The organism is Tritonibacter horizontis (assembly GCF_001518015.1).
Classification (GTDB): domain Bacteria; phylum Pseudomonadota; class Alphaproteobacteria; order Rhodobacterales; family Rhodobacteraceae; genus Epibacterium; species Epibacterium horizontis.
In genome coordinates, this window is record NZ_LPUY01000029.1 from 1 (window position 1) to 24,530 (window position 24,530).

Consider the following 24,530-nt stretch of genomic DNA (forward strand, 5'->3'; position numbering starts at 1 on the left):
CATGCTGGCCAACCTGCTGGCGGCCCGCCTGTCAGCGGTGCGTCAGCCCCGATCCCATTGCGCCTCAAGCCGTTCCAGCGCGGCGATACGCTCGTCAGTCTTGGGGTGGCTCATCAGCCAGGCGGGGGCCATCCCGGCCCGGGCTTGGGTCAAGTCTTCCAGCTTGCGAAACAGGCTCTTTTGCGCCGCGGTGCCGATCCCGGCCTTGGTCAGCAGCGCGGCGGCATATTCATCCGCCTCATATTCATCGCCCCGCGACAGGCGGGCGGCCAGCAGGTTGGCCAGCATGCTGGCGATCCAGGGGCCGACCACCGGCACATAGCGGCCGAGCACCATCATCAAAACGGTGCGCAGCGCATTCTGTCCGGAAAAGTCGATCATCCGTTTCTGGGCATGCCCCAGCGCCACATGGCCTAGCTCATGGGCGATCACCGAGGTCAGCTCCGCATCCGAGACCTCGCCCGACTGGAACTTGCGGTAAAATCCACGGGTGATGAAGATCCGCCCATCGGGCGCCGCAAGACCGTTCACCGGGTCGATCTCGTAGATATAGACGGGGATGCGCGGCAGCTCCAGCGCGGCGGCCAGCCGGTCGGTCATGCGCTTGAGTTTCGGGTCGGCCAGCTCGGTGGAGCGGGCGTCAAGCGTGCGGTGGGTGCGCCAGACAGAGAGCCGGTACATGACCAGCCCGTAAATCACGGCAAGGAGGATCGGAGTCAATCTGAGCATGCATCTGATATGGGCGGCTTTCCCGCGCGGAGCAAGATCTTTGCATGTTTTCACGCCTGCCAGGCTCCGCTTCATGGTAGCTTGATCGGGAACAAGCCTTGGCGAGGAGGGGCGAGATGGACGGCGTGTTGACACTTCTGGTGGGGACGACAAAGGGGGCGTTTGTGATCGACGGGGGGCGCGACCGGCAGGACTGGCAGGTGCGCGGGCCGTTTTGTGATGGCTGGGTGATCAACCACATGAAAGGCGACCCGGAAACCGGCCAGATCTGGGCCGGCGGCGGGGGCGACTGGAGCGGGGCCGGCGTGTGGCGATCGTCGGATGCGGGTGCCAGCTGGCAGGTGACCCGGCTGAGCCGCGGCACCATGGACGACTGGGCCGAAAAAGACGCCGACTTTGCCGCGATGATTGGCTGGACGCCAGAGCCATTGCCCTTCGAGCGCGCCTTCCAGCAGATCTGGTCGCTGGGGATCGGGGCAGGGGTGCTTTATGCGGGCACCAAACCGGCCAGCCTGCTGGTGAGCAGGGATCAGGGCGACAGCTGGCAACAGGTGGAGGGGCTGAGCAACCATCCCTCCGCCGATAGCTGGTCGCCGGGCGGGGCGGGGCTGGTCCTGCACACGATCCTGACCGACCCGGCGCGGCCCTCGCATCTGTGGTGCGGGATTTCGGCGGCGGGGGTCTTTGCCAGTGAAGACGCCGGCCGGACGTGGGAGCGGCGCAACCGGCTGTCCAACGCCGAGAGCTGTGACCATCACGATCACCCGGCCGCGCCGCGCGACGGCGAGACCGGCCATTGCGTGCACAACATGATGCGTGCGCCGGGGACGGGCGAAGTGATCTATCAGCAGAACCACCACGGGGTCTGGCGGTCACCGGACGGCGGGCGCAGCTGGGAGGATATCACGGAGGGGTTGCCGTCGACCTTTGGCTTTCCGATCCAGGTGCACCCGCGAGATCCGCAGACCCTGTGGACGGTGCCGCTGAACGGCGACAGTGCCGGGCGGTTTCCGCCGGATGCGGCGGCGGCGGTCTGGCGGTCGCGCGATGGCGGCGAGAGCTGGCAGGGGTTTCGCGCGGGCCTGCCGCAGAGCGCGTGTTTTTTCACGGTGCTGCGCCAGGCCATGGCGGGGGACGGCCGCGATCCGGCAGGGGTTTATTTCGGGACCAATTCCGGATCGGTCTTTGCCAGCCTTGACGAGGGCGAGACCTGGCAGGAGATCGCACGGCATCTGCCGACGATCCTGTCGGTCGAGGTGCTGGAGCGGCGCTGAGGCCGCGCAAGCGGGATCATCGCCGCGCGGGATGTCTGAGGCGCCGCCGCCGTCGCCCTTGGCGTCGCGCCGGGACAGGAGGATTTGCGCTTTGCGGCGCAAATCGCCAGAGGGCGGCTGTGCCGCATCCGAAAAGGGGCGGGAGCCCCCCCTTGCCCAGACCAAATCACAGCATTTGGGAACCGCCCGTGGGGCAGCGGGGCAGTGGGGCAGCGGGGCAGTGGGCTTGGGCGGCTCTGGAATGGGTCAGTGGATTGGATCAATAAAATGGATACTGAAATGGGTCAGTCAGGCTGACCTAATGTTTCGCAGGCGAAACAATGGGGCAGAGCTGCTGATACTTTTTATAGGGTCTGCGGGCGTTGGGACCGCCGGATGCGGGTTGCCAGCTCTGCGCACGCCCGGTCAGGGCTTTGTCAGGATTTTGGTCAGCACGGTGCGGTCGGGCCTGATCAGCTAGCGCGTCAGGTCACGCATGCCGCGTTCCAGCCCGTCCAGGGTCATCGGCACCATCCGGTCCGCGAAGATCTCGCGGATCATCTGGATCGAATGGGTGTACTCCCAATGCCGCTCGGGCAGCGGGTTGATCCACAGGTGCGAGGCCCATTGGTCGCGCGCGCGCTCCAGCCAGACCTGCCCGGCCTCGGCGTTCCAATGTTCGTTGGCCCCACCGGCATAGGCGATCTCGTAGGGACTCATCGAGGCATCGCCGACAAAGATGCATTTATAGTCCGGCCCATAGGTCCTGAGCACCTCGTGGGTTGGCACCTGCGCGTCCCAGCGGCGGGCATTGTCGCGCCAGACCCCTTCATAAAGGCAGTTGTGGAAGTAGAAATACTCCAGATGCTTGAACTCGCTGCGCGCGGCCGAGAACAGCTCCTCCACCACCTTGATATGGGGGTCCATGGAGCCGCCGACGTCGAGAAACAGCAGCACCTTGACCGCATTGTGACGCTCGGGGCGGGTCTTGACGTCGAGGTAGCCGTGTTCTGCCGTGGCGCGAATGGTGCCGTCCAGATCGAGTTCCTCGCGGGCGCCATCGCGGACCCAGCGCCGCAGGCGTTTCAGGGCCACCTTGATGTTGCGGGTGCCCAGTTCCACATCGCCGTCCAGGTTCTTGAACTCGCGTTTGTCCCAGACCTTGACCGCGCGCTGGTGGCGCGAGCGGTCCTGGCCGATCCGCACCCCTTCTGGATTGTAGCCGTAGGCGCCGAAGGGCGAGGTGCCTGCGGTGCCGACCCATTTGTTGCCGCCCTGGTGGCGGCCCTTCTGCTCTTTCAGGCGCTCCTTCAGCGTCTCCATCAGTTTGTCAAAGCCACCCAATGCCTCGATCTCGCGGCGTTCCTCAGGGCTGAGATGTTTTTCGGCCATCTTGCGCAGCCAGTCGGCGGGAAGATCCACCGCCTCCATCACCGCCTCGGCGGGGATCTCTTCCAACCCTTTGAAGGTCTGCGAAAAAGCGCGGTCGAATTTGTCGAGGTTGCGCTCGTCCTTCACCATCACGGTGCGGGCGAGGACATAGAAGGCTTCGATGTCATAGGTCGCAAGCCCTGCCTTCACCCCTTCGAGGAACGCCAGATACTCGCGCAGGGACACCGGCACGGCGGCGGCGCGCAGGTTCTCGAAGAAGGGTTGAAACATTTGAATTCTCCGGGCGGGCGGTTGCAGGGGCATGCAGCGCAGGCAGCATCGGGGCGCCATCGCTGCGGACTGCGGACTGAGCCGGGGGCGCGGGCCTGCGGTGTCAGCCCCCGCTGAGGCTGCGGTGCACGACGATGGTGATCATCAGGCCGATAATACCGAAAATCATTGCGTAAACAGCCCCGTATTGCAGCATATCCGCAAGGTTGCCGCCACGTTTGCGGGCTTTGAAAGCTCCGATTGCGGCGCCAAGGAACAAGGCAAAGATCACGATCATGAGGGTCTTCCCGGATTTTGGGTCCGCCGCGTGCAAGCCATGCCGGGCCGACCTGTGTCTATTGGTCTGGCCGCATATAGCCCGGAGCCGCGCCGGGTGCAAAGGTCAGCGTCGCGTCGGCACGGCGACTGCGGCAACCTCACGCAGGCGGCGGTCGATGGTCGCCTCGGTGCCATGGCCATAGAGCGCCCAGCCGAGGCTGTCGCTGCGCAGCCGCGTGGCCTGCCGTACCTGGCCGCGCGCCTCGGCGATATGGGCCTTGAGGATCAGCAGCGTTGACAGCAGGGCGGCGTTCTGCCCGGCCTGCGCAGCAGGCAAGGCCTGGTCGACCAGGCGGGCGGCGGCAGCGTAATCGCCGTCCTGCAGCGCAAAGCTGGCCAGTCTGGACTGGATCAGGGCGCGATAACTGGCGGTGTCCGCGCCCTGGCCGAGATAGGTCAGCGCCGTGCGAAAATGGGCCTCGGCCCGTTTCGGATCGCGGTTCTGATCCGCGCGACCGATCAGAAAATGCCCAAAGGCCCGGCGATGATCGCGCCAGCCCAGCTCCTGCGCGATGCGCGCGGCGCGATGGGCCGCACGGGTGCGGTCGGCATCGGACTGGGGGCCGCCAAGGGCGCTTTCAACGGCAGAGATCCAGGCGCGCGGCGTCGGCGGCAAGGGGGCAGAGCGGCGGCGCTGGCCGGCCGGGTTGAGCCGGGCAAGGATCATCGGCAAGCGCGCCGCTACCTGGTCGCGGGTCATGCCGGTCGACAGGGCGGGATCGTAGGTCGCCCGCAGCATCAGCATGTCAAAGCCGGTCAGGATGGCCTGCACGTTGTCGTCGTTGAAAATCGAATCCGGCAGGCGATAGAGGTCGTTGAGCGGCCCCAGCGCCTGTGCCAGTTCCTCGTGCAGGCAATCGCGCAGCTCTTGCGGGCTGACATCATTGGGGACGAAAATGGCCAGTCGGCTGCGGCTGCGCAGGCTCCTCCAGTCGGTTTGGGGCGCGCGCCGGTTGCGGCGGTATTCGTCCAGCGAGCTGACATTGGGCACCACAAAACAGGCGGCCTGCGGCAGCACCCGCTGGATCTGCTCGCGGCTGACGGCCTCGATGGTGATCTGGGCGGCGGCGGTTGCCGGGACACGGGCGATGTCGATCCCGGCCTCGGTGCGCAACCGGCTGAGCAGGGCATCGAGATCCGGGCGCAGGGTGGGCGTCAGCGCCCCGGTGAGGGTGACCCGGATCGGGCTTTCGAACCGGGTGAAGACAGGCAGGGTGCTGCCCCCTTCCAGCCGGAAGGGAAGGTCGAGGAAATCCCGCGCCATATCCGCATTGGAGCGCTGCGGCGGGCGGGCGGCAACCGTGGCGAAGGTGCGGATCGGGGGCAGGGTCTGAACGATGCTGGCGGCCGCGCGCGACGGCGGCGGCCCAGCGGTGGTGCAGGCGCTGGCAAGCAGGCACAGAGCCAACCCCAGGCTCCATCCCAGACCCGATACCTGCCGGATCGACGCGCCATCAGCCCAAAGCCGAGAGGCCGAAAAACTGCGTCTCAAGTTCAATCGCATATTCCCGCTTTGCAACGCCGGCAGATCCAAGGACCCTAGGCGCCAGGACCCAACACTGGCAGAGCCAACACCGGTCCGAGCTTTGGCCGACCCCTGGCACAGGCTACTCTACTGCCGCAGGATTGGGGCAAGAAATTGAAAAATTGCGAACCCGCGCCCGGTTTTTCGCGGTGCTATGCTCTTTTTGCCATGGGCAGGCGGCGAGCCTTGGGGGGGGGGCGCAGCCCGGCCGGGCCCGGTGTGTCACCTGGCCCGGTGCGCCAGTTGGCCACTGACGGTTGTCAGCGATTGCGCCGGGCCATGAAGGCGAGCCGCTCGAACAGATGCACATCCTGCTCGTTCTTCAACAGCGCCCCGTGCAGCCTGGGCAGCGCATTGGCGCCGTCGCGGGCCAGATCGGCGGGGGTCAGATCCTCGGCCAGCAGCAGTTTCAGCCAGTCGATCACCTCGGAGGTGGAGGGTTTCTTTTTCAACCCCTGCGTTTCGCGGATCTCGTAGAATTGCGTCAGCGCGGCGGTGAGCAGATCGGATTTGATATCGGGGTGATGCACCGCGACGATCTTTTTCATCGTCTCGGCGTCCGGGAAGCGGATGTAGTGAAAGAAACAGCGGCGCAGAAACGCGTCGGGCAATTCCTTTTCATTGTTCGAGGTGATGATCATGATCGGGCGATGACGGGCGCGAATGGTTTCGCCGGTCTCGTAGACGTGAAACTCCATCTTATCGAGTTCCTGCAACAGATCGTTGGGGAACTCGATATCGGCCTTGTCGATCTCGTCGATCAGCAGGACCACCTTTTCATCCGCCTCGAACGCCTCCCAGAGCTTGCCTTTGCGAATGTAATTCTTCACGTCGTGGACGCGTTCCTCGCCCAGTTGGCTGTCGCGCAGACGGGACACCGCATCGTATTCGTACAGACCCTGCTGGGCGCGGGTGGTGGATTTGATGTTCCATTCGATCATGCGCAAGCCAAGGGCCTGCGAGACCTGTCTTGCCAGCTCTGTTTTGCCGGTTCCGGGCTCTCCCTTGACCAGCAAGGGGCGCTCTAACGTGACCGCCGCATTGACGGCGATAGTCAGGTCATCGGTGGCAACATAGTCCTTAGTGCCCTGAAACTGCATGATCTCTCCTTTTGGCTGTGCCCTATTCTTGCCGAATTGACATGCTAGGTCGGGGTTTAATCACAGCACGAAATTATTGTGTAGTGACATTCGGCGCACATGGGGATAAACGCTGCGGCATGGGGGAGCTTTGATGCTTGGAAAATTTGCAGAGACCAAGGTGATGGGCCAGACCGAAGGAGCCGAAATGAAGCAGGAAGCGTTTCTGCCGGAGGATTATCGCCCGGCTGAAGACGAGCCGTTCATGAATGAACGGCAGATGGAATATTTCCGCCGTAAGTTGTACAATTGGAAAGCCGAGCTTTTGGATGAAAGCCGGGATACCATTGAAGGTTTGCAGGAAAACACCCGTAATATTCCCGACGTTGCCGACCGTGCCAGTGAAGAAACCGACCGCGCGCTTGAGCTGCGCACCCGGGACCGTCAGCGCAAACTCGTCGCCAAGATTGATGCGGCGATCCGCCGGATCGACGAGGGGGAGTATGGCTATTGCGATGTCACCGGCGAACCGATTTCATTAAAACGCCTGGACGCCCGTCCGATTGCCACCATGAGTCTTGAGGCTCAGGAACGGCATGAGCGCCGCGAGAAAGTCCATCGCGACGACTAAAAAGTCGGACAGTCCACAAGTTTATGAAGCGCCGGGTCTTTTGATCCGGCGCTTTTTTGTTAAGAGCAGGGGGCGCGGCAAGCAGGTATAGGGCGAATGAATTTCAAAGACGTCAGAATATCCATTATCGGCGCCGGCATCGGGGGGCTCGCCGTCGCCCATCTGTTGCGACAGCAGGGCGCGCATGTGACCGTTCTGGAACAGGCCGACGCGATCGAAGAGGTCGGCGCCGGGCTGCAGGTGACCCCGAATGGCGTCGCCGTCCTGCGGGCCATGGGGCTCGCCGACGATCTGGCCTGGTGCGCCCAGCGGGCCCGCGCGGTGGTGCTGCGTCACCATCGACAGGGCCGCGAAGTGGTGCGGCTGGACCTGGATCAGCACGCCCATGACCTGCGCTATTACTTTGTCCACCGGGCCGATCTGATCAAGATTCTGGCGGAAACCGTGCGTCAGTCCGGGGTACAGGTGCGGCTGTTGCAAAAGGCGCGCCAGGTGGTGCCTGGCCCGCGCCCCACCGTGGAGCTGGCCAATGGCGCCAGCTGCCAGTCCGATCTGGTCATCGGCGCGGATGGGTTGCATTCGCGGGCGCGGGTGGCGTTGAACGGCGACAGGCCTGCAAAGTTCACCGGGCAGGTGGCCTGGCGTGCGACGGTGCCCAACCGGCTGTCTTTGCCACCGGAGGCGCAGGTCTTTATGGGGCCGGGGCGGCATCTGGTGGCCTATCCGATCAGGGATGGATCGGTTGTCAATCTGGTCGCGGTGCAGGAGCGGCGCAATTGGGCCGAAGAAAGCTGGAGCCACCGCGATGATCCGCAGAGCCTGCGTCAGGCCTTTGCCGATTTCGGCGGTATCGCGGGCGCGCTGCTGGCACAGGTCGAGACGGTCAACCTCTGGGGATTGTTCCGCCATCCGGTGGCGCAGACCTGGGGCCGTGACGGGGTGGCCCTGCTTGGCGATGCGGCCCATCCGACGCTGCCCTTCATGGCGCAGGGGGCCAATCTGGCGCTGGAGGATGCCTATGCGCTGGCGGATTGCCTGACCAAAGCGGCCGATCTGCCGCAGGCCCTGTCCGCTTATCAGGCGCGGCGGCGCGCGCGGGCCGAGCGGGTGGTCCGCGCGGCCAGCCGCAATGCCTGGAAATACCATCTGCGCCCGCCGCTCAGCTGGCCCGCGCATCAGATCCTGCAACTGGCGGGATCAGTGGCGCCGCAGAAAATGGTCAGCCAGTTCGACTGGATCTATCGCCACGACGAAACGGCGCCCTAAGGCGGGCAGCGGCCCTGTCGGGATCAGCCGGGGTCACAGGTCACAGATCGAGGTCAACCCAGATCGGGACGTGATCGGATGGCTTGTCCCGGCCGCGAATGTCCTTGTCGATCTGGCAGTCGCGCAACAGATCCGCCGCCTGCGGGCTGAGCAGGAAATGGTCGATGCGGATGCCATCGTCGCGGTTCCAGGCGCCGGCCTGATAATCCCAGAACGTATAATGGCCGGGCCCGCGGGTGCGGGTGCGAAAGGCTTCGGTAAAGCCGAGGTTGACGATCCGCTGGAAGGCGGCGCGGCTTTCGGGGCGAAAAAGCGCGTCGTCGCGCCAGGCGTCGGGGCGTTTGGCATCCTCGGCCTGGGGAATGATATTGTAATCGCCGGCCATCAGCGCGGGGATCTCCTCGGCCAGCAAGGCCTGAGCGCGGGCCCTGAGCCGCTCCATCCAGGCCAGTTTGTAGGCGTATTTGCCGCCTTCCACCGGGCTGCCGTCGCTGTTCAGTTCGACGGGGTTGCCGTTGGGCAGGTAGAGGCCGCAGATCCGGATCGCCTGTTTGCCGACCACGGTGGCCTCGATCCAGCGGGCCTGTTCATCCGCATCGTCGCCGGGCAGTCCGCGCTGGACATCCTCCAGCGGCAGTTTTGACAGGATCGCAACCCCGTTGAAGCTCTTCTGGCCGTGGGTTTCCAGATTGTAGCCGCGCTCCTCGATCAGCTCGCGTGGGAAGGCCGCGTCGATGGATTTGATCTCTTGCAGAACGGCGACATCGGGCTGCGCTTCGTCGAGCCAGTCTGCCAGCGCATTGTACCGGGCCTTGATGCCGTTGATGTTGAAACTGGCGATCTTCATTGCGGTCTCCGTTCTGCGCTGCACTGGCCTGATCTATCGCTGAAATCGCCGCCCCCCGCAAGCAAACCCGACCCGTTTCACCGCCGCCTGCGATTGGAAACGGCGCCGAAAGAATCGGTCAATTCCGCGCATTACGCAGCATTTCCCGTACAACCCAAAGGCGCAAGGCGGTGGCTTTGCAGAATTCGGCGTGTGAATAGTTCTGTGGGTTAATTGTGTGTAACTCTGAAACTCTTCAGGAATCAAATTGGTAATGATCAACATTAATGTAAGGTTTATTCATTTGTTGATATTTCGCGATACAATTTGCTTGAATAAATTTCATGGCGAGGTGAGCTTTAGTCGTGGGGATATCCAGACAAGGAGAAAAGTCATGGTTGCACTGAAAAAGATGATTGCTGACACCGCGGTTGATATGGGCGCCTTTGCAGGTGAAAATGTTGGGCTGTTCAGCTCCACATGCCTTGGTGGGGAACATGCGGGTGAGAACGTATCTCTTTATAGTTCCACATGTATTTCCAAGTCGGCAGGCGAAATTCACGCCGGGGATGCGACGCATATGGTGTCTTCCACATGCCTGGATACAAATAAGTAAACACCGAAACAGGTGGTTTCTTTTGAGTGATCCGAAATTCGTTTCGGGTCACTCAGTATGCGCGGGTTATCGGTTTTTATAAATAAATAGGAGAGGCTCTCATGGGGCAGATTCTTTCGTTTTCCGCAGCGCTGCAGCGGCGGCCAAAGTCCATCGTCCCGGAGTTGATCGAGAGCTTTTCGTCTTTTAGAAAAGATCGACTGGACGTTCTTTGGATGAAGGAAAATGCGGAGCTGTTAAATGTTCTGGAGTCTACAGGTTGTAAAATAACCCCTGCGGCACTCGATCCGTTGATGCCCTTCTACGAGGGCAGCCTGCGGCATTTGAACTTTTTCCGTCAATACTACCGGTTCATTTTGTCGATCTGCCTCGATCTGGAGGATCTGGGCGTGCCCGGCGCCCGCGGCGAGGTGATGGTGGACTGGATTGCCAAGCAGGACATCGCGGCGGGGGAATTGTCCGATCTGCAACGGGCCGAAGCGCGCCGCCTGCTGGATCGGCGGGGCGTGGCGCTCAAGGGCGTTGCGGGGCTGGACGACCGTCTGCGCCGTTTCATGCGCCAGAGCGACGCCTTTGCCGTGCCGAACCGCAAGGCGGCCTATGAGCTGACACATGTGGTGTTCTATCTGACCGAATACGGGCGGCAGCCGCTGACCCTCGATCCGGAGGAACGCCGCAGTTTGTTGTACGCAGGCCTGGTGGCCTATCTCGATCAGGACGCGGATTTGCTGTCGGAAATCTGCATCGCGCTGACCTTTTGCAACGAGGTGCCGCCGCCGGATTGGCAAGACTGGCTGCACCAGGTCACCGCCGGGTTTTCGGTTGCATCCACCCAGGGGCGGGTGCTTCAGGATGACTACCATCCCTACCTTATGTGCAATTGGTTTCAACTTCAGGTTGGACGCGAGGCGCTTTTTGGGGCAGACTGCCAAGGATCTATTGTGTTTGAGGGGCCGCGCAGCCCCGGTGCGTTAAGGGGAATGTCTATGGCCCTCTATACTTTGCTGGATCAGGCGCCGAACGATTGGGCACGTGTGCGCAATCCGTTGCTTCAGGCGCTGAGTGTGGAGGATTGCGACGTTCTGCAGCAGGCGGAAAAGAGCACCGCCCTGTTTGAACCTTTCTTTCACAGCTTTGCCCGGTTTGGTCGGGTGGGCACCGGATGACGCCAGTGCTGCAGGGCGTACTGGCTGTTCTGGCCTATACCGGGCTGATCGCGACGGCGGATGGGATCACCAAGCTGATCGCGGAGGGGTTCGCCTCGGCGCAGTTGTTTGCGGTGTCCGGTCTGCTGGTTGCGGGGTTCTGTCTGATCGCCAGTCGCATTCAGGGGCACCCGGACCAGCTGCGCACCCGTTGCCCCGGCGCCATGGCGCTGCGGTCGGTGGCGACGGTTCTGGCCTGTTCGTGCTTTTTCTACGCCTTTCGCTATCTCGCGCTGGCAGAGGTGTTTGTCTTTGTCGCGCTGATGCCGCTGATGGCGGCGCTGTTGTCCGGGATGATCCTGAAGGAACGCATCCGGCCGCTGGTCTGGCTGGCGATCTGCGTCGGCGGCGGCGGGCTGCTGCTGATGCAGCCGGCCCTGCAGGTCGGCGATCGTCTGGGCTCGGTTCTGGCGCTTCTTGGCATGTGTCTGGGCACGCTGTCTATCGTGATGGCGCGCTACATCAGCCGGTACGAGAGCAACGTTCTGGCGCAGGTGTTTTATCCGAACCTGACGCTGGGGCTGGTGATGCTGTGTCTGTTGCCCTTCGTGTGGAAACCGATGGCGGCGCTGGACTGCGTCTGGATCGCAACCTATGCGGTTGTGCTGTTCGGCGCGCGCTGGTTGCTGGTTCTGGGGCTGCGGCACCTGCCGGCCTATACGGTGACGCCGCTGCTGAACCTGCAATTTGTCTGGATGGCGCTGATCGGACTTGTGGTCTTTGGCGAACTGCCGTTGTTGTCCACGTACCTGGGTATGGCGGTGGTTGCGGCGTCGAGCGTGTTTCTGGTCTGGGAGCAGTTCAAGATGCCGCAGCTGCTTGGAACCGGGCGGGCGGGCCGTGGTGCCGACGATGGGACGCCTGCGCATCGGCTGATGTCGATGGGGGCATCGGTGCCCTTGCGCCGGGAGCCGTCGCGCGCAGGGCGCTGATGCGACAGGGTCGCCGGGCGCTAGGGCCTCGACCCTCGGGCAGTGGCCGAGGGGCACCGCAGGCACCGATCCTGATCCTGCGGCCCTGACCTCATGGATGCTGACACCGCAGATGTTGATCCCAAGGGCGCTGAGGGCGCTGGCCCTGTGGATACTGACCCTGTGGATGCTGACCCAATCGACTAGATCGAAAAGCGACTACATCGAAAACGAGGTGCCGCAGCCGCAGCTTGAGGTGGCGTTGGGGTTTTCGATGGTGAACCGGGCGCCGATCAGCTCTTCTGTAAAGTCGATGACCGCGTTTTCGAGAAACGGCAGGGAGACCTCGTCCACGACGACCTTCTGACCCTTGCCTTCCAGCACCAGATCATCCGGTTTTTGCGTGTCGAGCGCGATTTCGTACTGAAACCCGGAGCAGCCTCCGCCTTCGACCGCGATCCGCAGGGCCTGACCTTGATTGGCCGCCCCGATCACGGCCAGCTGGTCAAAGGCACGATCCGTCACTTTTGGGGGCAGTTGCATTCTGGTTTTCTCCGTTGGCGTGTTGCAGCGTCTTCTATAATATAGAAAGGTGCGCCCGAGGCGACAAGATTTCCCATAAGAATTGCCGAGGAAAGAAGCACATGTACGCGCCCTATGCCACCATGCCGGACCGGTCGCGCGGTCGCAAGGTCCACGAGGAGGAAAGCAGCTTTCGCTCGCCTTTTCAACGGGATCGTGATCGCATCATCCATGCTGGCGCATTTCGCCGCCTGAAGCACAAGACCCAGGTCTTTGTCGAACACGAAGGCGACAACTATCGCACAAGGCTGACCCATACCATCGAGGTGGCGCAGGTTGGACGCACGATCGCCGGTGCGCTTGGGCTCAATCAGGAACTGACCGAAGCGGTGGCGCTGGCGCATGATCTGGGCCATACGCCGTTTGGCCACACCGGTGAGGATGCGCTGCATGACCGGATGGGCCCCTATGGCGGCTTTGACCATAATGCGCAGGCGATCCGTATCGTGACGGCGCTGGAGCGCCACTATGCCGAATTTGACGGGCTGAACCTGACCTGGGAAACGCTGGAGGCGATTGCCAAGCACAATGGCCCGGTGGTGGGCCCGTTGCCCTGGGCGCTGGCGGCCTGCAATGCCTCGGTCGATCTGGAGCTTCACACCCATGCCAGTGCCGAGGCGCAGGTGGCCGCATTGGCGGATGATGTGGCCTATAACAATCACGACCTTCACGATGGGTTGCGGGCGGGGTTGTTCTCGGACCAGGACATCTGCGCGCTGCCGATCATCGGCCCCGCCTATGCGCAGGTGGATGCGGCCTATCCCGGTCTGGACAGCAATCGGCGCCGCCACGAGGCGCTGCGCCGGGTGTTCGGGGTGATGGTCAGTGACGTGATCGACACCTCCCGCGCCAAACTTGCGGCCTCGGGCGCGACCTCAGTCGAGGATATTCGCGCGCTGGATCATGCGGTTGTGACCTTCTCGGATGAGATCTGGGCACAATTGAAGGAGATCCGGGCGTTTCTCTTCACGCGCATGTATCGCGCGCCATCGGTGATGGTGGTGCGGGAGCGGGTCTATCGGGTGGTTCAGGAGCTGTTCGCCTATTACCTGACCCATACCATGGCCATGCCGGCCCGTTGGCATGGCGACATCGGCGCGGCGCAGACGGACACGGACCGGGCGCGGATCGTGTCGGATTACATCGCCGGCATGACGGACCGCTTTGCGCTGCAGCTTTATGACGATCTGGCGCTGGGGCACTGAACCCGGCGACGGCCTTTCGAAATGCTTCACCGGTTGACCCTGCGCTCGCCCCTCGGTATCCGCTGGTGTCGAACCAATGGGACGCCAGACATGAACCTCTTTACCGATATCCGTACGCTTGTGATTGATAGCCTCGCGGCCATGACGGCCGAAGGGACGCTGCCCGAGGGGCTGGATTTTGCCAATGTGACGGTGGAGCCGCCCCGCGATGCGGCCCATGGCGACATGGCGACCAATGCCGCCATGGTGCTGGCGAAACCGGCCCGGATGAAGCCGCGCGAGATCGCCGATGCCCTGGCGGCAAAGCTGGTGGCCGATGCGCGGATCAGTTCCGCCGAGGTGGCGGGGCCGGGGTTCTTGAACCTGCGGCTTGAGGTGTCTGTCTGGCAGACCGTGCTGGGCCATGTGCTGCAAACCGGGGATGTCTTCGGGCGGTCCGATCTAGGTCAGGGCAAAAAGGTCAATGTGGAATATGTCTCGGCCAACCCGACCGGCCCCCTGCATGTGGGGCATACGCGCGGCGCGGTCTTTGGCGACGCGCTGGCGAGCCTGCTGGATTTCGCAGGCTTTGAGGTCACGCGGGAATATTACATCAACGACGGCGGCGCCCAGGTCGATGTGCTCGCGCGGTCGGCCTATCTGCGATATCTGGAGGCGCACGGCCAGAGCGTTGAATTCCCCGATGGCACCTATCCCGGTGAATATCTCAAGGACGTGGGCGCGGCGCTGAAAGCGGCCTATGGCGACACCTTCGTGGACCAGCCCGAAGAGGTCTGGCTGGAAGAGGTGCGCAATTTCGCCACCGAGCAGATGATGGAACTGATCCGCGAGGATCTGGCGCTGCTGGGCGTGAAGATGGATGTCTTCTACTCCGAAAAATCGCTCTATGGCACCGGCAAGATCGAAGCTGCACTGGAAAGCCTGGACAGCAAGGGCCTGATTTACCAGGGCGTGCTGGAGCCGCCGAAGGGCAAGAAACCCGAAGATTGGGAGCCGCGCGTTCAGACCCTGTTCAAGTCCACCGAACATGGCGATGACGTCGACCGTCCGGTCAAGAAATCCGACGGCGGCTGGACCTATTTCGCGCCCGATATCGCCTATCACTATGACAAGGTCAGCCGAGGCTTTGACATGCTGATCGACATTTTCGGGGCCGATCATGGCGGCTATGTCAAACGGATGAAGGCCGCGGTTTCGGCGCTGTCTGATGGCGCGGTGCCGCTCGATGTGAAGCTGTGCCAGCTGGTGAAGCTGTTCAAGGACGGTCAGGAATTCAAGATGTCCAAGCGGGCAGGGACCTTTGTCACCCTGCGCGATGTGGTGGACGCGGTGGGCGCGGATGTGACCCGGTTCATGCTGCTGACCCGCAAGAACGATCAGGGCTTTGACTTCGATCTCGACAAGGCGCTGGAGCAGTCCAAGGACAACCCGGTCTTCTACGTGCAATATGCCAATGCACGGATCAACTCGACCCTGCGCAAGGCGGCCGCGGAAGGGGTCCCGACCGATGATGCCACCCTTGCGGCAGCGGATCTGACGCAGCTTGCGCATACGGCGCAGTTGGCAGTTGCGCGGAAAATCGCCGAATGGCCACGTCAGGTAGAGATCGCTGCCCGCAGCAATGAACCGCATCGGATCGCCTTTTACCTCTTCGATCTGGCCTCAGATCTGCATGCGCTGTACCATCTCGGCAAAACGGAAAAAAGTTTACGATTTGTTAACGAGAGCAGCGAATCGGCAACACATGCCAATTTGGCATTGGCGCGGGCTGTTTCCATTGTCATTTCCGCTGGGCTTGGTATTCTTGGGGTAACTCCGGCGCAGGAGATGTGACACCAAAGTCACCCGAACCGCTGGACTGAGGCAGATCAAGAGACCCAAAGCGCGACGTGTACCGCCCTAAACGCTGGCGGTGCGCCTGCGGCAAATGGGCAGTGAGGCGGTTATGGCATATTTTGCACAGGTTGGTGCGGGCGTCGGCTCTTCCAAGGGCGAGGCGGACTCTGGCGGGTCTGCCTTTGATCCGTTTTCCTCGCATCAATATTCTCGCGTTCCTGCATCCGACCCATACCCCCAAGCCGTCGCAGCGGATGACGATGCGGCGCAGGCGGATTACCCCAGCTTTGGATATAATGCTGCCGCCCCGGCGGGGCGGCCTGCCTTTGGTCAGTCCAGCATGGCGTCGCCCGACCCCTATGCCGAAGCCGGGTATGACTATGTCGATGATTATGGCGACGGCTATTCCTCGGATGAGGATGCGCTGTTCGGCCCGCCTGCTGCGGCGCGTGGCGAGCTGGGCCGCATGGCGGCCTTTCTCGGCGCGGCGGTGTCGCTGGCGCTGGTGGTCAGCATTTCCGTCTGGGGCTACAAATTGATCATGCGCGATGTCAGCGGCGTGCCGGTGGTCAGCGCCGTGGCCGGCCCGATGCGGGTCGCGCCCGAAGATCCGGGCGGTGAGCGTGCCGACCATCAGGGGCTGGCGGTGAATGCCGTTGCCGCCAATGGCATTGCCGAGGACCCCGCCGATACCTTGCGGCTGGCACCGCAGACCATCAAGCTGACAGACGACGACCAACCGATCCCCGCCCTGACCGAAGCGGCGGCGGCAGAGGCCGCCCTGGAAGAGGAAATCGCGGCAGAGGCTGAAAATCGCGTCGCCTCCTTTGAGGAGGCTTTGCCCGGTCTGGAAGAGGCCACCTCTCCGATCGAGCAGCGCAGTGACGATATTGATGCATTGGTGGCGTCGCTGACCGAAGGGGCCATGCCGCTGGAAGATCTGCGTGAAACCTCTGCGTCTATCGTGCAGCCCGAACCGGTTGGCGATGTGGCCGCGCGGGTGGCCGCAGCCGAAATTCCGGCGACGATCCGCAATGCGCCGGGGGTGCGGGTGACCCCGCGTCCGCTGGTGCGTCCGGCCCGCTTTGCGCCCGCCAGCGCCCCAACCAACACCAGCCCGGCGACGGCGGCGGTTCAGCCCACGTCCCAGCCTGCGCGGGTGGCCGTGGATGTCAGCCCCGAGAGCCTGGCCGTCGGCACCCGTCTGGCGCAGCTTGGTGCCTATGAAAGCGCCGAAGTCGCCCGCAGCGAATGGACCCGCATCAGCGCCAAGTTCGGCGATTATTTCGACGACAAGGCCCGCGTCGTGCAACGGGCCGAAAGTGGCGGCCGGATCTTCTACCGGCTGCGCGCCCATGGGTTTGAGGACCTGTCGGACGCCCGCCGGTTCTGCTCGGCACTGGTTGCGGGCAATGCCGATTGCATCCCCGTGACGATGCGCTGAGCCATGCCCTTTGGCGCGACGATCCTGGATGCGGAAGGCCTGCATCTGACAGCCGATGAAAAGGCGCTGTTCCGCGAGGCAGCGCCTTTCGGCTTTATCCTTTTTGCCCGCAATATCGACAGCGCCGATCAGGTGCGGCGGCTCTGTGACGCGCTGCGCACGGCGGCGGGGCATGACTGTCTGATCACCATCGACCAGGAGGGCGGGCGGGTGCAACGGCTGCGCAGCCCGCTGGCGCGGGACTGGAAACCGGCGTTGGATCACGTCAACGCGGCCTCGGATCCGGTGCGGGCGATGTATCTGCGTGCCCGGCTGATCGCGGCAGAGCTATATGCGCTTGGCATCGACAGCAATTGCGCGCCGCTGGTGGATATCGCTGGCGCGGGCACGCATCCGTTTTTGCGCAACCGCTGCTATGGCGAAACGGTGGCAGAGGTCACCGCCCGCGCCCGCGCCTGCGCGCAGGGCCATCTTGACGGCGGTGTGGTGCCGGTGATGAAACACATTCCCGGCCACGGGCGTTCCAGCATGGACAGCCACCACGATCTGCCCCATGTCTCTGCCCCGGCAGAGCAACTGCGGGCCGCGGATTTTGCCGCCTTTGCGGCGCTGCGGGAGCTGCCGATGGCGATGACCGCGCATCTGGTCTACGACGCGTTTGACAGCCGCCCCGCGACCCTGTCGCCGGTGATGCTGGAGGTGATCCGCCAGGAGATCGGCTATGACGGTCTGGTGATGACCGATGATATCTCGATGAAGGCGCTCTGGACGGCGGACGCAACCGCGCAGGGGGACGGCGCCGAGATGACGGCCGGCAAAATCGCCCGCGCGTCGCTTGATGCGGGCTGCGATGTGGCGCTGTTTTGCAATGCCTCTTTGGCGGAACGCGCCGATGTGGTTGCCGCCGCCGGAGTGATGTCAGCGTCCGCACAACGGCGGGCAGAGGCGGCATTGGCCTGCCGACAGCCCCCTGTCGCGCTTGACACAGGGGCCGCCGAAGCGGAACTATCTGCCCTCATGGGCGGACAACAGGTATATGGCTGACGACAGTTTATTTTCGGACGACGCGCCGGTTTCGGTCGAGGAGCGCCTCGAAGCCGAGGCGTTGATCGTGGATGTGCAGGGCTTTGAAGGGCCGCTGGACCTGTTGCTGACGTTGTCGCGGACGCAAAAGGTCGATCTGCGTCAGATCTCGGTTTACGAACTGGCACGGCAGTATCTGTCTTTTGTCGAAAAGGCCAAGGAACTCCGGATCGAACTGGCGGCGGACTACCTGGTGATGGCCGCCTGGCTCGCTTTTCTCAAATCGCGTTTGCTGTTGCCGCCGGATCCGACCGAAGAAGGCCCCTCGGGGGAGGAACTCGCCGCCCATCTGGCCTTTCAGCTGGAGCGGCTGCAGGCGATGCGGGATGCTGCGGCGCGGTTGATGGGGCGGGACCGGCTGGGCCGCGATTTCTTTGCGCGGGGGCAGTCGGAGGATGTGCAGCGGATCAAGACGGTGACCTATACGGCGCATCTGCTGGACCTGATGCAGGGCTATGCCCGCATTCGCACCAAGGACGAATTCCGCCCCTTCGTGATGGACCGCGAGAGCGTTTTCACCATGGAAGAGGCGCTGGAACGGATGCGGGGCCTGCTGGGGTTCACCGGCAGCTGGACCGATATGCTGAGCTATCTGCCGGAGGGCTGGCACAGCGATCCGGTCAGGCGTCGCTCGGCCACCGCCGCCACATTTGCCGCCTCGCTGCAATTGGTGAAAGAAGGTAAGCTGGAAATTCGCCAGAGCGACAGTTTTGCCCCGATCCAGCTGCGCAACCGGCCCGAGGATACCTAATGGACGACCACCCCAGCTATATTCCTGACAACGCCCGCGACGCGGAACAGAGCGAGAGCCTGTTTGAGGCCCCGCCCATCGCCGAGCAGGAGCGCATGGTGGAAGCGGTGCTGTTTGCAAGTTCGGAGCCGGTGACCGTGCGTGATCTTGAGGCGCGCATGCCGCATGGTTGCAACGCGGGCGAGGCGTTGGAGTATCTGCGCAAACGCTATGAGGGGCGCGGGGTGCGGGTGGTCCGTGTGGGCGATGCCTGGGCGATGCGGACCGCGCCGGATCTTGGGTTCTTGCTGCAAAAAGAGACGGTCGAGACGCGAAAATTGTCGCGCGCCGCCGTCGAAACGCTGGCGATCATTGCCTATCATCAGCCGGTGACCCGGGCCGAGATCGAGGAAATTCGCGGTGTCTCAGTGTCGCGGGGGACCATCGACCAATTGCTGGAAATGGAGTGGATCCGTCTGGGGCGGCGCAAGATGACGCCGGGGCGGCCGGTGACGTTTGTGGTCACGCCGACCTTCCTGGACCATTTCGGCCTGGAGAGCGCACGCGATTTGCCGGGGCTGAAAGAGCTGCGGGCTGCAGGGCTGTTGGAAAACCGCCCGCCGCCCAGTGCCTTTCCCATTGGTCAGGGGGACGATGATCGCGACGAAGAGGACCAGCCAGAGCTGTTCGAAGACTAGGACGCGCAGCAGAGGCCGCGGAAGGGCTGAGGCGGGGCCGCGCGGTTTGGCCTGCCAAGAAATCGCCCTAGTTTGCCGCTAGAAGGGCAGCGAAAGACGGCGGTGGCCGTCTGCAATGAACCGAGGATACCCATGGGATTTGACCGCATCGTCAATATGGTTCTGCGTCGCCTGATCGGACAGGCGGTGAATTTCGGCGTCAAGGCCGGTGTCAACGCCATGGCCCGGCGGCGCGGTGGGCCGCGCAACGACGGAACCCAACCGGTGGCCCGCAGCGCGGATCAGGCCGAACGCGACCGCATCCGCGCGGTCAGGCAGGCGCGTCGGGCGCGTCGGGACCAGCAGTCGGGCTGAGACGCGGCGGGCTACGCCGCAGGCTGAGCGCTTCGACCGCGGCGAGACCGGTCAGCAGGGCCGAAATGGCGACGCTGCCCATAAACCCGAAGATCTGGTAGCCAATCCCGCCAACAAAAGGCGCGGCAAAAACACTGAGATAGGTGGTGGTGCTGTAGATCCCCATGATCGCGCCACGCTGTCGCGGGTCCAATGCGGTCAGCCGCGCCACCAGTATATTCAGCGCCAGATGCTGTAGCACGCCCCAGAACACGGCCAGACCCAGCAAGACCGAATAGCGGTCGCCGGTCAGCCCCATGGAAAGGTACACGACGCTGAGCCCGACAAAAATCGCGGAAGCCGCCCGCCCCAGCCCGATCCGGTCCAGAAAGGGGGCCAGGAACACCGCGCTGCCAAAACCAAGCCCGTAGGTCAGCGGCAACAGTCCCGCCTGAGCGGTGCCAAGGCCAAGGTTCACTGTCGCATGGGCGCCGGTGTAGGAATAGGTCGCATAAAAGCTGAGCATCAGCCCGACCGAGGCGAGGATGCCCCGTGTCATCCCCGGCACGCGCAGGGCGCTGAGCGGGGAGGTGGCGGTCTCGCCCGGTTCGTCAAGCTGCGCCAGCGGGCCGCTGAGCCACCAGACCAGGCCGCAGAACGCCGCGAGGGCGCCATAGATCATCCGCCAGCCCAGCAGATCGGCGCTCCATGCGGCGAGGCTCACGCCGAACACCAGCGAAAGGGTCCAGCCCGTCAAGACCGCGCCCACGGTGCGCGCTTCGCGCCCTTTCGGGGCGATCACGGCGGCCATGGTATAGATCGACGGCAGGGCGGCGCCGCCGGCAAGCCCGCACAGCACCTGCGCACCGATCAGCGCCCACAGGCTGGGGGCCAGGGCGCTGGCGATAAATCCGATGGTCAGGGTCGCCAGGGCCATGCGCAGCAGGCGACCGCTGCCGATCCGGTCGCCGAGCGGCGCAATCAACAGCGCCGCCGCCGCAACCCCCAGCCCATATCCGCTGGCGGCCCAGAGCACTTCGGTCGGCGATGCGGAAAGCGAGGCACCGACGGGTTGCACCAGGGGCGACAGCAAGAGCGCGTTTGTCCCGACGATGGCGATGGCGCAGATCAGCGTCGCAATCGACATCCAGAGCGGGGGACGGGGCGGGGTGGTCATGGCTGAAGCTTTCCTGTGGGGCGCACGCAACCGGCGGTGAGGTCTGATGTGACGGGTCCGTCGTCCGTCGACCTGTCTGCACGGGCCTTGTTGCACCGCCGCAAGGGCGGGTCAAGCGGACGTCCTGCCGCAGGCCGACGGGGCCGCACGACACATGCAGACCCTGACACGGGGCAGCGGCAAAGCTGCCGGGGCCGTTGATGGGCCGGCCGCCGGGCGGATGCCGGTGGCGGCGCTGTCGATCAGGTCGGTGTCTTGAAATGCTTGGAGAGTTTCAGCCCCTGGCCTTGATAATTCGAGGCGATACCGGCCCCATAGAGCTGCTGCGGCAGCTCTGCCATCCGCTCGTAGACGAGACGGCCGACGACCTGACCGTGCTCCAGTACAAAGGGGGCCTCGTGACAGCGCACTTCGAGCACGCCCCGCGATCCGGCCCCGCCCGCCGCCGCATGTCCGAACCCGGGATCAAAGAACCCGGCATAGTGCACGCGAAACTCGCCAACCATGGCGAGATAGGGCGCCATTTCGGCGGCAAACTCGGGCGGGATGTGGACTGCCTCGCGGCTGACAAGAATGTAGAACGCGCCGGGGTCCAGAATGATGCGCCCCTTGTCGCTGCGCACTTCCTCCCAGTAATCGCGGGCCTCATAGGCGCCGATCCGGTCCAGGTCGATGACGCCAGTATGCGGTTTGGCGCGGTAGCCAACAAGGTCGGTGCCGGGGAGACGCAGGTCTACCGAAAATCCCAGCCCGTCTTCAATCACCGCCTCTCCATCGACCAGCGGCGCCTGCGCATGCAGCGCCGCCAGCGTCTGATCATCGAGCACCGATTGCCCGTCGCGAAAACGGATCTGGTTGAGGCGCATGCCCGGGCGCGCCAGCACCGAAAAGGAGCGCGGGCAGATCTCGGCATAAAGCGGTCCGTGGTAGCCTGCGCGGATGCGGTCGAATTCTTCGCCCCCATCGGTGATCGTCCGGGTGAGCAGATCCAGCCGCCCGGTGGAGCTTTTGGCATTGGCGACAGCGGTGATATGCGCAGGCAGTGCCAGCGATTCCATCAGCGGCACAACGTAGACACAGCCCTTTTCCAAAACAGCGCCACCGCTCAGGTCGATGCGGTGCATCTCGAATTCTTCGAGCCGTTCGGCGACAGTGCGGCCCTGACCGGCAAGGAACGAGGCTCTGACCCGGTAAGCGACGGGACCCAGACGCAGGTCCAGGCTTGCGGGTTGGATTTGCCCCTCCAGAAGCGGTGCGGCCAAGGTGATCTCGGCCCGCGCCAGCATCGTCTCAATCGTCTGGCTTGGCAAAACTCCGGTCATCTGCCGTTCCCCTTCTTCGTCGTTTCGGGAAATGTTGCCGCAATTTCCCCCCTGCCACAATCGTCCTGTCGCCGATGTCTGACAATATATTGAAAAACAACAACAAAGAAGATGGCGGATACACAAACGCCCGAGCGACAAGCACTCGGGCGTTTTGTTATGGTCGGGCTAGCAGGACTCGAACCTGCGACCTTCCGTCCCCCAGACGGACGCGCTACCAGGCTGCGCCATAGCCCGTTGAGGGTGCTTTCTACCGCTTTTTGCGGCAGGGGCAAGGGCCGATTTCGCTTTTCTCATGCTTTTTCAGAAAGCATCGACAGTTGTGGTTTCGGCCCCTTGACGTGCCGGGTTACTCGCGGGCCCGAAGTGCGTCGACGATTTGCTGTATTGGTCCGCGCAGCTCGGCTGGCAGGGCGTTCAACGCGCCGAGCCGGGACAGCATTCCCGTCGGGATGGGGCCGAGTGCTTCGTCCGGGACTTCGATGATGCGCGGGACGTGAGCCTCTGCCGCTGGATCGGCAGCATTCGCCATTTCGTCTGGCGCAATCTCGGCGTGCGGCTCCGCCACGGCGAGAGGGTCTGACTCGGCCGGAGGATCTGAGGCGGCCTCGTCCGGGGGGGCTGAGGCGGCCTCGTCCAGTGTTTCAGTCTCCGCTTCTGGTGCCAGGTCTGACGTCGGCGGAAGCAGTGGGTCCGCGTCCGGCGCGGCCATCTCATCCTCGGTCGCGGCGGTTTCGACAATGTCGTCGGGGTCGCCGTCCGGGACCGCCAAGTCAGCCGTTGCGTCCTCCGGCGATGGGTCCAGGCCTGGCGCTGGAGCGTGCAGTTCGGCCTCTGGCTCCTCCGGTTCCTCGGGCGACAGCGGCTCGGACTGCGGCTCGGGGATCGGCGGCCCAGCGGCGGGCTGGCTGGTGGCTTCGGTCGGGTCTGGCTCTTCCGGTGTCTCTGCGATCGCGGCCTCTTCCGGTGCGGGGGCAGAGGTCGCTGCGTCGGGTTGAAAGGCGGCCTCCGGCATGTCCAGTGGCTCTGTCAGCGGGGCGGCGTCATCCGTTGGCAAGGTGGCGGCGAGCGGGTCTGGAACAGGGTCCGCAACCGGGTTTTCCAGTTCCGCTTCTGGCCCAGGATACTCTTCTGCGTCCATGTCTTCTGCCGCCTCTGAGACAGAGGCGTTTGGCAGCGTGTCTGCTGCGGGGGCGCTCTGCGAGGGGGGCGCGGCGGCGGCGCTGGCCGGCGGGGTCTCTGGCTGTGGCGTGGGTGTCAGCGTCTCCGCCGTGGGCTCGGGTGGGATGATCCCGGTGGGCGTGGACACGGGCGAAGCGGCCATCGCGTCATCAAAAGACGCGGCATGGTCCCGGGCAGGTTCGGCGGTGATTTCAGCATCATCGGCGCCAACAGCTGCGGTGTTTTCTTCGGGTCGCGCGGTGTCGAAATCCTGCGGCGCCGACAGATCTGCCGTATCGGAGGTATGCGCGGGCGTGGGGGACGCCGCCGGGCCGGGCTGATCCGCCCCCCAAGCCGCGGGACTGCGGTGGGTGGCAGCCGGGGGCGTGTCCGTGACCGGAGCCGCCGATGTCCCACTCTCTGGCGTATCCAATGCGGCCGAAAGCGGATTGGCAGCGGGCGCGCGGTCCGGTTCGCTCTCCTCACCGCCTGTATGTGGCTCGGCCTGAGTGTCCTGGAGGGGGGGCAAATCGGGGGGCGTTGTGGCGGCCGGGCTATCGCCCTCGGCCGCTGACGAAGGCGCGGGGGGCGCAGTGCCAGACGGCTCGGTAAAGAAATCCTGTTGCGCCTGGGACGCAGGAGCGTCGGTACCGGGTGCGGCGGGTGCGGCACCGGTGGCGGAGGAGGTGCTGCTGGGCGCGAGATGGGGCTTCTGCCGGGGCGGGGCGGCGGCGTCCGGCAAATCCAAAGGCATCGCCATCTGGCCGCGGGTCGTGCCGGTATCTGTGTCGGCAGGCGGTGTGGGGTCGGCGGGCGGCCCGTCGAACTGGGCCTCTGTGCTGGCGCCCTCGGCAGGTGCGTCGATGGCAACGCCGCCTTCGGTGTTGGGGACTGGGGGCGCGGCTGGATCCGGGGCTGCGGCTGGGTCTGTTGAGGTG

Annotated in this window: 22 protein-coding genes, 1 tRNA gene and 1 pseudogene; 13 read left to right on the forward strand and 11 right to left on the reverse strand. The window is 64.0% G+C overall.

All coding sequences use genetic code 11. The features are described from left to right. Positions 1-42 precede the first annotated feature (42 nt). Positions 43-729, reverse strand: coding sequence for a M48 family metallopeptidase (locus TRIHO_RS05105; protein WP_068240994.1), 687 nt, complete (start codon positions 727-729; stop codon positions 43-45). Between the two features lie 116 nt (positions 730-845). On the opposite strand from TRIHO_RS05105, the gene TRIHO_RS05110 reads away from it, so the two are divergent. After that, on the forward strand, positions 846-2,003 hold the full coding sequence (locus TRIHO_RS05110; protein WP_068240966.1) for a WD40/YVTN/BNR-like repeat-containing protein: 1,158 nt from the start codon (positions 846-848) through the stop codon (positions 2,001-2,003). A 456-nt stretch (positions 2,004-2,459) separates the two neighbouring features. On the opposite strand, the gene TRIHO_RS05115 is transcribed toward TRIHO_RS05110, so the two are convergent. The 4 genes from TRIHO_RS05115 to TRIHO_RS05130 all read right to left on the reverse strand — a co-directional run bounded on the left by TRIHO_RS05115 (position 2,460) and on the right by TRIHO_RS05130 (position 6,587). Beyond that, on the reverse strand, positions 2,460-3,644 hold the full coding sequence (locus TRIHO_RS05115; protein WP_068240967.1) for a vWA domain-containing protein: 1,185 nt from the start codon (positions 3,642-3,644) through the stop codon (positions 2,460-2,462). Between the two features lie 103 nt (positions 3,645-3,747). Continuing rightward, positions 3,748-3,921 (reverse strand): acyltransferase, encoded by a 174-nt coding sequence (locus TRIHO_RS23810; RefSeq protein ID WP_068240968.1) that lies wholly within the window; start codon positions 3,919-3,921, stop codon positions 3,748-3,750. A gap of 105 nt (positions 3,922-4,026) precedes the next feature. Beyond that, entirely contained in the window at positions 4,027-5,460 is a 1,434-nt protein-coding gene (locus TRIHO_RS05125; protein WP_232367719.1) for a DUF2927 domain-containing protein, read from the reverse strand. Between the two features lie 287 nt (positions 5,461-5,747). Then, positions 5,748-6,587 carry an AAA family ATPase gene (locus TRIHO_RS05130; protein ID WP_068240969.1) on the reverse strand — a complete coding sequence of 280 codons (840 nt, stop codon included), beginning with the start codon at positions 6,585-6,587 and terminating at the stop codon, positions 5,748-5,750. Between the two features lie 187 nt (positions 6,588-6,774). Here TRIHO_RS05130 and dksA point away from each other — a divergent pair, with 187 nt between their 5' ends. Beyond that, positions 6,775-7,197 carry an RNA polymerase-binding protein DksA gene (dksA, locus tag TRIHO_RS05135; protein WP_068240997.1) on the forward strand — a complete coding sequence of 141 codons (423 nt, stop codon included), beginning with the start codon at positions 6,775-6,777 and terminating at the stop codon, positions 7,195-7,197. A 96-nt stretch (positions 7,198-7,293) separates the two neighbouring features. After that, the gene (locus tag TRIHO_RS05140) at positions 7,294-8,463 is read left to right on the forward strand and encodes an FAD-dependent monooxygenase (protein WP_068240971.1); all 1,170 of its coding nucleotides are present in this window, start codon (positions 7,294-7,296) and stop codon (positions 8,461-8,463) included. Between the two features lie 40 nt (positions 8,464-8,503). Here the strand turns inward: TRIHO_RS05140 and xth are convergent, their stop codons facing one another. Further along, positions 8,504-9,310: an exodeoxyribonuclease III gene (gene xth / locus TRIHO_RS05145; RefSeq protein WP_068240973.1), complete on the reverse strand. Its 807-nt coding sequence runs from the start codon at positions 9,308-9,310 to the stop codon at positions 8,504-8,506. 373 nt (positions 9,311-9,683) lie between these two features. Here xth and TRIHO_RS05150 point away from each other — a divergent pair, with 373 nt between their 5' ends. From TRIHO_RS05150 to TRIHO_RS05160, 3 genes are all read left to right on the forward strand, one after another. After that, positions 9,684-9,905, forward strand: coding sequence for a DUF6749 family protein (locus tag TRIHO_RS05150; RefSeq protein WP_068240974.1), 222 nt, complete (start codon positions 9,684-9,686; stop codon positions 9,903-9,905). A gap of 101 nt (positions 9,906-10,006) precedes the next feature. Next, on the forward strand, positions 10,007-11,071 hold the full coding sequence (locus tag TRIHO_RS05155) for a DUF6902 family protein (protein ID WP_068240976.1): 1,065 nt from the start codon (positions 10,007-10,009) through the stop codon (positions 11,069-11,071). Then, positions 11,068-12,042: a DMT family transporter gene (locus tag TRIHO_RS05160; RefSeq protein ID WP_082705038.1), complete on the forward strand. Its 975-nt coding sequence runs from the start codon at positions 11,068-11,070 to the stop codon at positions 12,040-12,042. Before TRIHO_RS05155 ends, TRIHO_RS05160 begins: the two co-directional genes overlap by 4 nt. Before the next feature lie 198 nt (positions 12,043-12,240). On the opposite strand, the gene TRIHO_RS05165 is transcribed toward TRIHO_RS05160, so the two are convergent. Next, positions 12,241-12,564 carry a HesB/IscA family protein gene (locus TRIHO_RS05165; protein WP_068240977.1) on the reverse strand — a complete coding sequence of 108 codons (324 nt, stop codon included), beginning with the start codon at positions 12,562-12,564 and terminating at the stop codon, positions 12,241-12,243. A 101-nt stretch (positions 12,565-12,665) separates the two neighbouring features. On the opposite strand from TRIHO_RS05165, the gene TRIHO_RS05170 reads away from it, so the two are divergent. The 7 genes from TRIHO_RS05170 (at position 12,666) to TRIHO_RS05200 (ending at position 19,953) form a co-directional block, all read left to right on the forward strand. Continuing rightward, positions 12,666-13,808 (forward strand): deoxyguanosinetriphosphate triphosphohydrolase, encoded by a 1,143-nt coding sequence (locus tag TRIHO_RS05170; protein ID WP_068240979.1) that lies wholly within the window; start codon positions 12,666-12,668, stop codon positions 13,806-13,808. Between the two features lie 90 nt (positions 13,809-13,898). Then, positions 13,899-15,641 (forward strand): arginine--tRNA ligase, encoded by a 1,743-nt coding sequence (gene argS / locus TRIHO_RS05175; RefSeq protein WP_068240981.1) that lies wholly within the window; start codon positions 13,899-13,901, stop codon positions 15,639-15,641. Between the two features lie 112 nt (positions 15,642-15,753). Beyond that, complete coding sequence (locus TRIHO_RS05180; RefSeq protein WP_232367720.1) at positions 15,754-17,088, forward strand: SPOR domain-containing protein; 1,335 nt, start codon at positions 15,754-15,756, stop codon at positions 17,086-17,088. A 3-nt stretch (positions 17,089-17,091) separates the two neighbouring features. Continuing rightward, positions 17,092-18,132, forward strand: coding sequence for a beta-N-acetylhexosaminidase (gene nagZ / locus TRIHO_RS05185; RefSeq protein WP_068240983.1), 1,041 nt, complete (start codon positions 17,092-17,094; stop codon positions 18,130-18,132). Next, the gene (locus TRIHO_RS05190; RefSeq protein ID WP_068240984.1) at positions 18,125-18,922 is read left to right on the forward strand and encodes a segregation and condensation protein A; all 798 of its coding nucleotides are present in this window, start codon (positions 18,125-18,127) and stop codon (positions 18,920-18,922) included. The genes nagZ and TRIHO_RS05190 overlap by 8 nt, the downstream gene beginning before the upstream one ends. Continuing rightward, positions 18,922-19,599 (forward strand): SMC-Scp complex subunit ScpB, encoded by a 678-nt coding sequence (gene scpB / locus TRIHO_RS05195; protein WP_068240985.1) that lies wholly within the window; start codon positions 18,922-18,924, stop codon positions 19,597-19,599. The genes TRIHO_RS05190 and scpB overlap by 1 nt, the downstream gene beginning before the upstream one ends. 132 nt (positions 19,600-19,731) lie before the next feature. Then, entirely contained in the window at positions 19,732-19,953 is a 222-nt protein-coding gene (locus tag TRIHO_RS05200) for a hypothetical protein (protein WP_068240987.1), read from the forward strand. On the opposite strand, the gene TRIHO_RS05205 is transcribed toward TRIHO_RS05200, so the two are convergent. The 4 genes and pseudogenes from TRIHO_RS05205 to TRIHO_RS23815 form a co-directional block, all read right to left on the reverse strand. Beyond that, a complete protein-coding gene (locus TRIHO_RS05205; RefSeq protein WP_068240989.1) occupies positions 19,910-21,109 on the reverse strand; it encodes an MFS transporter in 1,200 nt (399 codons plus the stop codon). The two genes, TRIHO_RS05200 and TRIHO_RS05205, sit on opposite strands and share 44 nt — an antisense overlap. A gap of 242 nt (positions 21,110-21,351) precedes the next feature. Beyond that, positions 21,352-22,431 (reverse strand): 2'-deoxycytidine 5'-triphosphate deaminase, encoded by a 1,080-nt coding sequence (locus TRIHO_RS05210; protein ID WP_068240992.1) that lies wholly within the window; start codon positions 22,429-22,431, stop codon positions 21,352-21,354. A gap of 160 nt (positions 22,432-22,591) precedes the next feature. Beyond that, positions 22,592-22,668 (reverse strand) — tRNA-Pro (locus TRIHO_RS05215). A gap of 112 nt (positions 22,669-22,780) precedes the next feature. Then, a pseudogene (locus TRIHO_RS23815) lies at positions 22,781-24,530 on the reverse strand (hypothetical protein); the annotation flags it as partial.